Genomic DNA, 11,721 nt, shown 5'->3' with positions numbered 1-11,721 from the left:
AAAAAGATGTATATGAAACGAACTGGCTGGATACTCCTGCTGGTAGCCATTCTGGCAAATGCCTGCGCTCCGAACAACGTTAAAATCGAAAACGACTGGGAAAAGTATTTTACTGAATACAAGGTTGAGGGATGTTTTATGCTGTTCAACAACAGCCAGGGCACCTTCAAGGTATATAATATTGACAGGGCAAAGGAACGTTTCGTGCCGGCCTCCACGTTCAAGATCTTCAACTCTCTTGTAGGCCTTGAAACCGGCGTACTGAAAGACACCGCTACTGTTATTCCATGGGATGGCATTGTACGTTCTGTTCCTGAATGGAACCAATCCCTTAGTATGAAACAGGCTTTCCAGCTGTCAGCTGTTCCCTACTACCAGGAAGTAGCTCGTCGCATCGGCAAACCTGTCATGCAGCACTGGCTGGACACTGTTAAGTATGGCAATATGAAGATCAGCCGCATAGATACTTTCTGGCTCGACAACAGCCTGCAGATCTCTCCGGATGAAGAACTTGGCTTTGTCAAGAAACTGTATTTCGATCAGCTGCCTTTCCATAAGCTGACCATGCAATGGGTACGCGCCATTATGCTGATGGAGAAAACAGATAAATATGAGCTGCGCTACAAAACCGGTATGGCCACGGTGGGTCCTAAAACCATCGCCTGGATAACTGGTTGGATCGAAGAGAATGGTCATCCTACTTTCTTTGTCCTGAATTTCGACACAGAAAATAAATCCCTGGATATCCGGAACGTTCGTATGAACCTCCTGAAAAACCTGCTGAAAGATGCCGGTTATATGGAAGGAATGAAATAATAATAAACTATTAAGTGCCATAGTTGAACAGGTCAAATACCTGCTGAACTATGGCTTTTTTATGCCTGTTTTAAATAGTTGCCATAGTCAATTATCGATTGGGGACACAAAAAATCATACTACTCACATATTTGCCAGTGTCAATCAACTAGGGCTCAACTCTTTATCAGAAAGAATCTCACAGTCTGAAGTGCTTAGCATTAGGCCGTCCGCCCACAATCACTCCCACTTCCGCGCCTTTTCTTCTTTTTTCAACTATACAACCCCGGTAACTGCTTCGTTACCATCCCTCCGGTTCACTATAGCGTTAAAAAACTCCTAAATCACCACCTACATATGAGGTAAAACGTACTAAAAAAATTATATTTGATCCCTGTGTCCGGTCTCCCTCATGACGGGCAGAAGAAATCTTTATTGGATGATGTTACGTTTTCAGCATAGTGAATACTTATGGGCACTGGTCCTGTTACTGGTACTGCAACTGGCTTTCCTCAGCATATCCTGGTGGAAAAGACGTTCCGTTCGCAGACTGGGTGACCCTGTACTTGTAGAGAAATTATTTACCGGCTATTCCCGCAGGCGCTTCACCTTCCGTTTCCTGCTGATCTTCCTCGCTTTCCTTTTCGGAGTAATTGGCCTTGCCAATATTCAAAAGGGTAGCCGGATGGAAAAGATCACCCGGAAAGGAGTAGATGTGGTGATCGCTCTGGATGTCAGCAAGAGTATGCTGGCAGGTGATGTAAAACCTGACCGTCTGACCAGGGCCAAGCAGCTCATCTCCAAACTGGCCGACAAACTGGATAATGACCGTGTAGGCCTGGTGGTATTCGCCGGCAACGCTTATCTCCAGATGCCGCTGACTATTGATTACTCTGCCGCAAAGATGTACCTGTCTACCGTAGGACCAGAAATGATCCCTACACAGGGTACCGCTATCGGACAGGCTATCCAGGTCAGCAATGATGCTTTTAATAAAAAGGAAAGGAAACATAAGGCCCTCATTATCATCTCCGATGGGGAAGACCATGACGAAGCGGCTATCTCAAAAGCCAATATGGCTTTCGACAACGGTGTTGTGATCAATACCATCGGTATAGGTTCTCCCACAGGTTCTCCCTTACCAGACCCGGAAACAGGTACCTACAAAAAAGACAAGGAAGGCAATACCGTTATTTCCAAACTGAACGAAGATGAACTGAAGTCCATCGCCGCTGCCGGAAGAGGTATTTATGAACATCTCGACAACAATACTGAAGAGGTGGTGAATTCCCTGGTACAGAAGATAGATAGCATGGAACAGAAAGAATTCGGAGAAAACATCTTCACAGACTATAACAGTTACTACCAGTATTTCCTGGCTATCAGCCTGTTATTGCTCGTGGCCGAGTTTTTTATTCCTGAAATCAGGCGCCGTGTACGCCCAAATGTTGTTGTTACCGCTACAGAAAAACCATGACGAAACTAACATTCACATATCAGACTTTATTGGCTGGCGTGTTGATCTGCCTGTGCCAGAGCGCTTTTGCCCAGACCGGAAATAAATACATCCGCAAAGGAAATGAGCTGTATAAGAATAAGCAGTATACTGACGCTGAAGCCAACTACAAGAAGGCCCTGGAGGTAAATAAGCAGTCGGTGGAAGGCCGCTATAACCTGGGTAACTCCCTGTATGAACAGAAGCGTTTTGACGATGCCCGTACCCAATACGCCAATAGCTTTAAGATAGCGCCTACCCGTGAGGGCAAGGCCGATGCCAGCTATAATATCGGCAACACCTTCATGGAAGGAAAGAAATGGGAAGAAAGTATCAAAGCATACAAAGAAGCGCTGAAACAGAATCCTTCAGACGAAGAAGCCCGCTATAACCTGGCTTATGCACAGGCTATGCTGAAAAAACAGCAAGGCGGCGGAGGTGACAATAAGGACAAAAAAGACAAGGATAAAAATCAGCAGAATAAAGACCAACAGAATAAGGACCAACAGAATAAAGATCAGCAGAATAAGAATAAACAGGACGAGAACAAGGATAACCAGAATAAGGATAAGAACAAGAATAAAGAACAGCAGGACGAGAAACCTGAACCACAGCCAAGCAAATTGAATAAACAGGAAGCAGAGCGTTTACTCCAGGCATTAGGCCAGGAAGAAAACAAACTGCAGGATAAAATGAAGAAGGCTAAAGGGCAGGCGGTACCTGTTGATAAAGACTGGTAATCCGGGACGGTACCTGCCCGGTATATTTCCTGCAATCCCTGATAAAATGGTTCTGATCATAGTACCCGTTATCCAGCGCTATCCGGATAAGGTCTGTATCGGGCTGCATCAGGCCGAAATAGGCATGTAGAAAGCGAATGCTACTGAGGTAGGCCTTGGGAGTAAGGCCCAGATACTGACGAAAATTCCGCTCCAGCCATTTATAATTCAGTCGTAACTGGCTGCAGATATCAGCTACAGTGATCCGACCACGATGATCGCGGACCAGCTGTATTGCTGATTGCAGCATGTAGTTCACGGTTGTATAAGCAGGCAACTTCCTGAGCAGAAATGCTTCCAGCAATGCCAGTTGCTCTTTTCCACGGGTATTGCAGATAATTTCCGCCAGCTCCTCTCCTGAGCTCCCCCATATCTCACCAATCCCGCACAATGCATGCTGCATTCCCATTGCCGGCTGTTGCAGCAAATGATATAATCCACAATTGGTAAACCTGACCACCAGCAACTCCATTCCTTTCGGCAGATGTGTGATATAGGTATCCTGCAATCCGAAGCAACAGAAGAATGCACCGTTGAATACGCGGTTATGTGCACCTCTGAAGGTAAGCCGATGCGGCGCATTTATTAAGAACACAAGGACGGGCGCTCCATCCAGGCTTGCCCATACATCTTCCTCCCGGCCTTCCCAGGTTACATAGTAATAGCCCTCCACTATATCTGTCAACCCTGGTGTGGGTCTGGCTAGTGGAAGCCGTTCCATGAAAATATGTGCGAGCAGATCTACCGGCATATCTCTACGAAGATACATAGAATCAGGCCCCTCGCCATTCCCGTCCATTACGGATGTCGAAAATGTGCTATCCCGGCAGGATAGGAAGGGCGTTCTTCGCAACAAAAAACATGATACGACCTATTGTCGCCTATGGCGCCCCTGTCTTACGACAACAGACCCAGAAAGTAAGCAAGGAAACACCCGGACTCCAGCAATTGATCACTGATATGTGGCAGACCCTGGATAATGCCGCCGGTGTTGGACTGGCCGCCCCCCAGATAGGTCAGCCGCTACGCATCTTCCTGGTGGATAACCGCGATGAAACGGCCCACATCCGCCAGGCATTCATCAATCCCTCTATACTGGAATACAGCAATACCCTCTCCACGGAGGAGGAAGGCTGTCTGAGCATACCCGGCCTCTTAGCGCCTGTTACACGACCAGATAGCATTACCATCCGTTACCAGGATGCGGATTTTCAAACGCAGACTGCTACATTTCAGGGCATGAACGCACGTATTATCCAGCATGAATACGATCATGTGGAGGGCAGACTCTACCTGGACCGGCTTTCATCCCTCAACCGTACACTGCTGAGGCACAAACTGCAGGAGGTGAGCAGAGGCAAATTCCGGCCCTCCTATCCCATGCAATTCCCGCTGCGCAATTGATCTATTCGCGATTTCTATTCATTACCTTTGCTCCATATTTATTTGGATTTCTTTTATGCAGCTATATTGTAATTCACTGACGGAATATAAGCGACTGGCCACTTTAGAGGTAAAGGTTGGAGACCTGCTGATCGGTAATAATCATCCTATACGTATCCAGACCATGACCACTACGGACACAATGGATACCAAAGCCACTGTGGAACAGGCTATCCGTTGTATAGAGGCAGGAGCAGAACTGGTGCGTATTACCGCTCCCAGCAAAAAAGAAGCAGAGAATCTGTTGCCCATCCGCAATGAACTGCGCAAAAGAGGATATACCACACCCCTCGTGGCAGATATACACTTTACACCAAACGCTGCTGAGATAGCGGCACGTATTGTGGAAAAAGTGCGTATCAATCCCGGCAACTACGTCGATAAAAAGAAGTTTGAGACACTCACTTATACAGACAGCGAATACCAGGAAGAAATAGACCGCATCCGCAAACAGTTCACCCCCCTGGTGAAAATATGCCAGGAACATGGCACTGCAATGCGCATCGGTACTAACCATGGCTCCCTGAGCGACCGTATCATGAGTCGCTATGGCGATACCCCCATGGGAATGGTGGAAAGCGCGATGGAGTTCCTCCGTATTGCGGAAGACCTGAACTTCAGGAACATCGTGCTCAGTATGAAATCCAGCAATCCGCAGGTGATGGTGCAGGCTTACCGCCTCCTTGTCCATACCATGCAGGACCAGCTGGGTCACTGTTATCCGCTGCACCTGGGAGTAACCGAAGCTGGTGATGGAGAAGATGGCCGTATTAAATCTGCCGTTGGTATCGGTACCCTGCTGGAAGATGGTATCGGCGATACCATCCGCGTGTCTCTGACTGAAGATCCTGAATTTGAGCTGCCGGTATGCCGTGACCTGGTGAAACGTTATACAACCCGCCAGGAGCACACGCCCATTCCCGAGGTAGAACAGCTGCCTTATTCTCCATTTGACTATAAACGCCGTGAAAGCATTGCGGTAAATAACATAGGTGGTAAGCAGGTGCCCGTAGTTGTGGCTGATTTTAGTACCACTAGAGGTATCACACCGGAACATTTGCAGGCGGCAGGCTATCAGTATGATGCCAATACTGACAAATGGAACATTGCTGACGCTGCAGCCGATTACGTATTCTCTCGTGAACTGCTGTCCTTTGCGCTGCCAGGCACCCTGAAAGTGATTGTACCGCATGATATCTGGTACGGGGCTACAGATAAGGAGAAATATATGCCGCTCTTTACCGCAGAAGAATACCTGCAGTCCAAAGAACGTTCTGCTTTTATCAACTTCATCGATCATAATACCGGTGTAGCTATTCCGGAAAATCTGCTGTTGCAGATGGCTAAGGATCATACCGTTGTGCTCTGTTTGCATTCTTCCAATGAGCATGCCATGCCAGAGGTAAGACGTACGATGATCACCCTGCTGGACCGCCAGATACAGCAGCCGGTGATATTGAAATGCTTCGCGGAAGACAATACTGCAGATGAGCACCTGATACATTATGCTACTGAAACCGGCGCCCTCCTGCTGGACGGTTTTGGAGACGGTATGTGGCTGATCAGTGAGGCAACCGGTACAAACGCTCCCGGTCATGCCCTGCTTAATAACATCGCCTTTGGCATTTTACAGGCTACCAGAACGCGTATTTCCAAAACAGAATATATCTCATGCCCCTCCTGCGGACGTACCTTATTTGACCTCCAGGAGACCACTGCGAGGATCCGGGCAGTGACCAACCACCTGAAGGGTGTTAAGATCGCTATCATGGGTTGCATCGTAAATGGTCCCGGGGAAATGGCCGATGCCGACTTTGGATATGTAGGCAGCGGTGTAGGAAAGATCACCCTCTATAGGGGAAAAGAAGTCGTGAAGCGCGGGTTGAACAGTGAGGTGGCAGTTGACGAGCTGATCTCCCTGATCAAGGAAAACGGCATGTGGGTTGACACAGCGAATTAAAGCTTGTAGCACTTACCAATACCGCAATAAACTGGGAAACAAAACACCGATAGACTCCGTCAGGGAGTCTTTTTGTTTGTAGCCCGGGGCGCCCCCCGGGACGACGCAGGATTCATTATCCCAGGACAACAATAAACAGAAAACAAAACACCGATAGACTCCGTCAGGAGTCTTTTTGTTTGTAGCCCGGGGCGCCCCCCGGGACGACGCAGGATTCATTATCCCAGAACAACAATAAACAGAAAACAAAACACCGATAGACTCCGTCAGGAGTCTTTTTGTTTGTAGCCCCGGGGCGGCAACCCCGGGACAACGCAGGATTCATTATCTCAGGACAACAATAAACCGGAAACAAAACACCGATAGACTCCGTCAGGAGTCTCAGTGTTTGTAGCCCGGGGTGACAACCCCGGGACGAGGGGTGATAACCCCGGGACGAGGGGTGATAACCCCGGGACGAGGGATGACACCCCCGGGACGAGGGGTGATAACACCGGGACGAGGGGTGATAATTCCCGACGACGGAATCCATGGAAGACGATGATGCCCCCGATGACGGTAATCCCCCGGGGCGGCGGAGTCCCCGAAAGCAATATTAATTGAAAAAGGTCCCGCAGTTGCGGGACCTTTTTGATCAAGGTTAACAGGATGATTCATAAATCAATAAAGGGGGTCACTATATGTTCGTCAGACAATCGAATTGTGCGTTTCATCAACATTCACACTCCTTAACCATTTACAATAAGTTAAGGGGTTATCAAACATTTTGGGGTTAACTGTTATACTTTGTCAGGTGATACAAAGGTACGCTCACAGCAAGCCCTTTGTCAAGCGTATCAATACGCAATCTCTTGCGGAAACTACGTTTCAAGAAATTGCAAATCACTACGTTAAAACATCCGAATAAATATTATAGGTGACCGCCCCTATCTATTAAAAAAATGACTAATTTTTCGGCCTAATCCAACAATGAAAATGAAAAAGATTTTAACAGGTGTGTTAGCACTGTTCATGGGTGCATCAGTTGCTATGGCCCAGACTCCTGCAGCCCAGCAGAAACCAGTGAAAGCCGAACACAGAACAGAAAAACCAGGTCAGAAAGCTAACCGTCCGGCACTGGACAGCGCCTCCGGCAAACCAGTGAAGAAAGATGGTACGCCAGACAAACGTTTTAAAGAAAACAAAGAAGCAAAAGACAGCAAAGCACAGGGTCCGTTGAAGAAAGATGGTACCCCTGATAAGCGTTTCAAAGAAAACAAGGATGCAAAACCAGAAGGTCCTAAAAAGGCAGACGGTACTCCTGACAAACGCTTCAAGGAAAATAAAGAAAAGAAAGCTGAAGAGAAAAAAGCTTAATAACAATCACCTCTTTCATAAGCGGTTATCCTGCCCCGGTAGGATAACCGCTTTTTTTCTTCGTACATTTAAGCAATGTTGGACTTCAGGTTAAAAGTATTCTACACAGTAGCCAGGCGCCTCAGCTTCACAAAAGCTGCTGAGGAGTTGTTCATATCACAACCGGCTGTGACTAAACATATTCACGAGCTGGAACAGCAACTGGGCATGGCGCTGTTTGAACGTATAGGCAATAAGATCAAGATCACCCGTGCCGGCCAGGTGATGCTCAAACATGCAGATGATATCTTTACCAGTTATCGCAATCTTGAGTATGAGATCAATCAGCTAAAGCATGAACAGGGCGGCCTGCTCTCTCTGGGCGCCAGCACTACCATTGCACAGTATTTCATTCCGCCCCTGCTGGCACAGTTCAACCAGCGTTATCCCGAGATAACCGCCTCCCTCATTTCCGGCAATACAGAACAGGTGGAACAGGCGCTCTTCGACAAAACAATCCAACTGGGATTGATAGAAGGCCGTTCAAAAAATCCGGTGCTGAAATATGTGGAGTTTGCGAAAGACGAAATAGCCCTCATCGGGAACGTGAAATATAATTACGGTGAAGGCGATCCTGATGCCGCGCTGACAGCTGCAGAACTGAAGTCCATTCCGTTACTGATGCGTGAACAAGGCTCCGGAACACTGGAAGTGATCACAGATGAACTGAAGCGGCTTAAACTGAAACTCACGGATCTGCAGATAGCCATGTACATGGGCAGTACCGAGAGCATAAAATCATATCTGCACCACGCACCTTGTGCAGCGTTCCTTTCTCTGCATGCCGTGAAGCGGGAACTGGAAGCAGGCGAATTCAAGATCCTGCCCGTTAAGAACTTCAAACTGGTAAGGAAGTTCCACTTCATCTATTTACAGGGACAGCAGGATAAGCTGGCTCAGTTGTTTATGCGCTTTGCCCGGCAACACGCCGGTGCTCAAACCCCAGATTCCTGAAAACAAAAACGCTTAACATTTCACACGGCCTTCACCATGTAAATGTTAAGCGCTGTACTATATTAACGTATAGCCCTGTAACGGTTTAACTACGTTGCAGGGTATATATAATGTAAGCTGTCTTGCCTTCAAAATCTACCGCGGCTCTCCATACCATGGAAGTGGCGCTCAGAGAGCTGATCTCTACACGGTAACCTTCTGTTACATTCTTAGCCTTTACACCGGTGCCTACTTTCTTGAACTGGAACATGTCCACACCACCCTGTTTGTATATAGACCATACGATGGCTTGTGTAGCTGTAGAACAACCATCTTCGGTAGAAGATAAAGTATAAGAACCGTTGTTATTGGATGGCAGGATCCATTGGCTGCCTTTGAAGCAGTTGTAAGATGCTTCGTCAAAAACAGTCACCTTAGAACCTCTTGGAATACCGTCAAAAGTAATATCTGTAATAACCCAGTTTCCTTTAACAGAACCTTTGCTGGCGCTTTGCGCTGTGTCTGTGGCCGCTTTTTGAGATTTACAGGATATGGCAAATACAGCTGCTACGAGGCATAATACTGCAAGTGTAAGGTGTTTCATGTTCAAATAATTTGATGTTTAAATTGTCGGAAATGCAATGCATTACGGACGCAAGGTGGGAAAAAACAAGAAACGTACCAAATCGCTCATCGTACATCAGGAGGCGACATTTCCGTATGAGTTGGGTATAAGCGCATTAAACGTTCCTCCATATTACGGAACTGCTGATAAAAATAAATGGTACTGGCCACAAGCGCCATGATGATCACCATCATAGCGATAACGGTACAACGCCACCAAATGCTAACGGTAATAGTATTATTACGTGGCTGTAGTACATACGTCCGAGGTCCGTCTGTTTGCTGCCTGCCGGCTCTTGAATAGTAACCATTCCCCCCATGAGGTGTCAGTCGCCCGGCAATTTTGTTCCATACAATTGCCGGTGGCGTAACACCACCATCCTCCATTACCTTCTGTAGCCGGTATTCTGCTGCAGAGATCTCGGTATTTAACTCCGGATACAAACTGCGCATATGCTCGAATAACTCAGCCTCTGCATCAGAAGCTAAGCCCAGCAGGTAACTCTCAATAATGCCACTTTCTATATAATCATGAAGCTCCAAGGCGAAAATGTATCTATATTATTTACGGCAAATGTTCCGGGTGCAGTTCTTTTCTGCACGTAACCTTCAAATGTCAAATTAAGCTAATTCATTTCCAAATAAAAATCACATGATAACCATGTCCCCTTTACAGCAAATTGATAATGAGATGCTTAATCTGAACAGCATAAGTGTATACACCTATGTTACCACAAATATCTGACTTATTTTGGGGATGTTATCTGTTCAGTATGTATCTGCTGTTCTGCTTCTTTCTCCTTTTCCCGTGACTGTTGATATTTGAGAAAAAAATAGATCGCAAAGAAAAGGCAGATTTTGGAGAGGATAAAAGTGATAATAAAAAACAGGCGCCACCACTTGTGAACGGTGATATGTTGTGTATCCTTTGAGTGTATATTGATAAATGTATAGCGGGATTTATCGTCTGGTGGTGGTAACTCTTCCCGCCAGTTGATGTGCTGGAATATACGTTGTTTAAGATAAGGAGACGGCAGCACCGCCTCTTCGAGGGCGGTTTTTTCTATTCTGCGTTCCACGGCTATGATCTCAGCATTCAATGAGGGATAGAGTCGTCGCATCTGCTGCAATTCCTCCATTTCACTGGCCGTGGCGATCCCCAGCACGTAGCTTTCTATGATCCCGCTTTGTATGTAGTGATTGAGTTCCAACTATTCCCCTAAAAATTTTCTGAATGCAACCATGACATCTTTCAATTTTGTCATCACTTCATCGGGCTGTGCCCCCAACATGCGGGCTACTGCTTCTTTTGGGAGTCCTTTATAGTAGCATAAGTGGAATATTGTCCTGCTTTCTTCCGGGAGTTTATTTGCAAAACGTTGTAACAGGTTGCTGTCATGTTTCATCATATCATTACTATTACTGTCGCTTTCCTCCACTGCTGCAGCTTCCCTTACCGCATGCTCACGGGCCATTCTCATCAGCCACCCGAATAAAGTAGCGCTTCCTGTCTCTTTATAAACTGCAACATTCTTAAATACATGTATAAATGTCCGGGTGAGTACTTCTTCCGCTGTTGCCGTATCGCCTACTACCTGCAGTATGATACTGTACAGTGCGGGGCCATAATAGTCATAGACCAGTTCCTGGGCAACGGGATCTCCTGCTATCAATCGTTCGGTAATGATATATTCGTCGATATGTACAGCTGCTTGCTGCAAATGTTATAGGTTTAAGAGTAAACTAAGATAAACTATTAATTAGTAACGATCAATTTCTTGTTATAACATCTTATTTTATCTTAGTTCGTTCCGAATAAGCGCTCAATGGCCTCTCTGCGGAAGGCAAAGATGTCCCGCAGCTGCCGCTGCACAAAGAGTGCATGAGCAATATTACCTAATATCCCTAAGGGCATGGAGTAGTGAACTATGTCCGTCATTCTAACCCCACCCGGCACTGATTCAAAATGATGCTGATGATGCCAGAGGCCGTACGGTCCCTGCCGTTGTTCATCAACAAAATACTTCCCCTCCACCACATGCGTGATCTCTGTCATCCACCTCAGTGGGATACCCAATACAGGATGAATCACATAGGTAATGATCTGCCCTGCATACACCGGCTTGCCTGTCGGCGGTGATGTGACCAGATAACGCATATACGACGGCGTGATCTTTTCCAGATTTTCGGCATGCGAGAAGAATGTCCAGGCAACCTCCAGACTGGTGTTTAATACCTGCTCATACTGCAAACGATAAATTTTTCCCATAACTTCATGTATGTTTTGTGTGGCCCGA

General features: G+C 46.7%; 13 protein-coding genes. 7 read left to right on the top strand and 6 right to left on the bottom strand.

Annotation, left to right across the window (positions count from 1 at the left end; translation table 11 throughout):
* Positions 1–12 precede the first annotated feature (12 nt).
* The 3 genes from blaOXA (at position 13) to BLR32_RS06800 (ending at position 3,030) form a co-directional block, all read left to right on the top strand.
* Positions 13–816, top strand: a complete 804-nt coding sequence (gene blaOXA / locus BLR32_RS06810) for a class D beta-lactamase (RefSeq protein ID WP_089829987.1) — start codon at positions 13–15, stop codon at positions 814–816.
* Between the two features lie 418 nt (positions 817–1,234).
* Positions 1,235–2,272, top strand: coding sequence for a VWA domain-containing protein (locus BLR32_RS06805; protein WP_089829799.1), 1,038 nt, complete (start codon positions 1,235–1,237; stop codon positions 2,270–2,272).
* On the top strand, positions 2,269–3,030 hold the full coding sequence (locus BLR32_RS06800; protein WP_089829796.1) for a tetratricopeptide repeat protein: 762 nt from the start codon (positions 2,269–2,271) through the stop codon (positions 3,028–3,030). The genes BLR32_RS06805 and BLR32_RS06800 overlap by 4 nt, the downstream gene beginning before the upstream one ends.
* On the opposite strand, the gene BLR32_RS06795 is transcribed toward BLR32_RS06800, so the two are convergent.
* A complete protein-coding gene (locus BLR32_RS06795; protein ID WP_176842184.1) occupies positions 2,993–3,838 on the bottom strand; it encodes a helix-turn-helix transcriptional regulator in 846 nt (281 codons plus the stop codon). The genes BLR32_RS06800 and BLR32_RS06795 overlap by 38 nt on opposite strands.
* Positions 3,839–3,930: 92 nt before the next feature.
* Here BLR32_RS06795 and def point away from each other — a divergent pair, with 92 nt between their 5' ends.
* The 4 genes from def (at position 3,931) to BLR32_RS06775 (ending at position 8,821) form a co-directional block, all read left to right on the top strand.
* Positions 3,931–4,473 carry a peptide deformylase gene (gene def, locus BLR32_RS06790; protein ID WP_089829984.1) on the top strand — a complete coding sequence of 181 codons (543 nt, stop codon included), beginning with the start codon at positions 3,931–3,933 and terminating at the stop codon, positions 4,471–4,473.
* A 55-nt stretch (positions 4,474–4,528) separates the two neighbouring features.
* Entirely contained in the window at positions 4,529–6,472 is a 1,944-nt protein-coding gene (ispG, locus tag BLR32_RS06785) for a (E)-4-hydroxy-3-methylbut-2-enyl-diphosphate synthase (RefSeq protein WP_089829792.1), read from the top strand.
* A 975-nt stretch (positions 6,473–7,447) separates the two neighbouring features.
* Positions 7,448–7,828, top strand: coding sequence for a hypothetical protein (locus BLR32_RS06780; RefSeq protein ID WP_218124151.1), 381 nt, complete (start codon positions 7,448–7,450; stop codon positions 7,826–7,828).
* A gap of 75 nt (positions 7,829–7,903) precedes the next feature.
* On the top strand, positions 7,904–8,821 hold the full coding sequence (locus BLR32_RS06775) for a LysR substrate-binding domain-containing protein (protein WP_089829790.1): 918 nt from the start codon (positions 7,904–7,906) through the stop codon (positions 8,819–8,821).
* 85 nt (positions 8,822–8,906) lie between these two features.
* Here BLR32_RS06775 and BLR32_RS06770 read toward each other — a convergent pair whose 3' ends face one another.
* The 5 genes from BLR32_RS06770 to BLR32_RS06750 form a co-directional block, all read right to left on the bottom strand.
* Complete coding sequence (locus BLR32_RS06770; RefSeq protein WP_089829788.1) at positions 8,907–9,404, bottom strand: lipocalin family protein; 498 nt, start codon at positions 9,402–9,404, stop codon at positions 8,907–8,909.
* Between the two features lie 86 nt (positions 9,405–9,490).
* Positions 9,491–9,967 carry a hypothetical protein gene (locus tag BLR32_RS06765; RefSeq protein ID WP_089829786.1) on the bottom strand — a complete coding sequence of 159 codons (477 nt, stop codon included), beginning with the start codon at positions 9,965–9,967 and terminating at the stop codon, positions 9,491–9,493.
* Between the two features lie 203 nt (positions 9,968–10,170).
* Entirely contained in the window at positions 10,171–10,635 is a 465-nt protein-coding gene (locus BLR32_RS06760; protein ID WP_089829784.1) for a hypothetical protein, read from the bottom strand.
* Positions 10,636–11,145: an RNA polymerase sigma factor gene (locus BLR32_RS06755; protein ID WP_089829782.1), complete on the bottom strand. Its 510-nt coding sequence runs from the start codon at positions 11,143–11,145 to the stop codon at positions 10,636–10,638.
* A gap of 80 nt (positions 11,146–11,225) precedes the next feature.
* Complete coding sequence (locus BLR32_RS06750; RefSeq protein ID WP_089829779.1) at positions 11,226–11,693, bottom strand: SRPBCC family protein; 468 nt, start codon at positions 11,691–11,693, stop codon at positions 11,226–11,228.
* Positions 11,694–11,721: the final 28 nt, after the last annotated feature.

It is taken from the genome of Chitinophaga filiformis, assembly GCF_900102545.1.
In the GTDB taxonomy this organism is placed as follows: domain Bacteria; phylum Bacteroidota; class Bacteroidia; order Chitinophagales; family Chitinophagaceae; genus Chitinophaga; species Chitinophaga filiformis.
Note: the sequence above shows the minus strand (reverse complement) of the source record. Positions and strands in the feature narration are given on the sequence as shown.

What these genes read in the sequence shown, in the direction of transcription:
- BLR32_RS06795 (WP_176842184.1), bottom strand. Translation starts at nt 3,838, where the DNA reads ATGTATCTTCGTAGAGATATGCCGGTAGATCTGCTCGCACATATTTTC.
- BLR32_RS06805 (WP_089829799.1), top strand. Translation starts at nt 1,235, where the DNA reads ATGATGTTACGTTTTCAGCATAGTGAATACTTATGGGCACTGGTCCTG.
- BLR32_RS06775 (WP_089829790.1), top strand. Translation starts at nt 7,904, where the DNA reads ATGTTGGACTTCAGGTTAAAAGTATTCTACACAGTAGCCAGGCGCCTC.
- ispG (WP_089829792.1), top strand. Translation starts at nt 4,529, where the DNA reads ATGCAGCTATATTGTAATTCACTGACGGAATATAAGCGACTGGCCACT.
- BLR32_RS06780 (WP_218124151.1), top strand. Translation starts at nt 7,448, where the DNA reads ATGAAAAAGATTTTAACAGGTGTGTTAGCACTGTTCATGGGTGCATCA.
- BLR32_RS06750 (WP_089829779.1), bottom strand. Translation starts at nt 11,693, where the DNA reads ATGGGAAAAATTTATCGTTTGCAGTATGAGCAGGTATTAAACACCAGT.
- def (WP_089829984.1), top strand. Translation starts at nt 3,931, where the DNA reads ATGATACGACCTATTGTCGCCTATGGCGCCCCTGTCTTACGACAACAG.
- BLR32_RS06770 (WP_089829788.1), bottom strand. Translation starts at nt 9,404, where the DNA reads ATGAAACACCTTACACTTGCAGTATTATGCCTCGTAGCAGCTGTATTT.
- blaOXA (WP_089829987.1), top strand. Translation starts at nt 13, where the DNA reads ATGAAACGAACTGGCTGGATACTCCTGCTGGTAGCCATTCTGGCAAAT.
- BLR32_RS06800 (WP_089829796.1), top strand. Translation starts at nt 2,269, where the DNA reads ATGACGAAACTAACATTCACATATCAGACTTTATTGGCTGGCGTGTTG.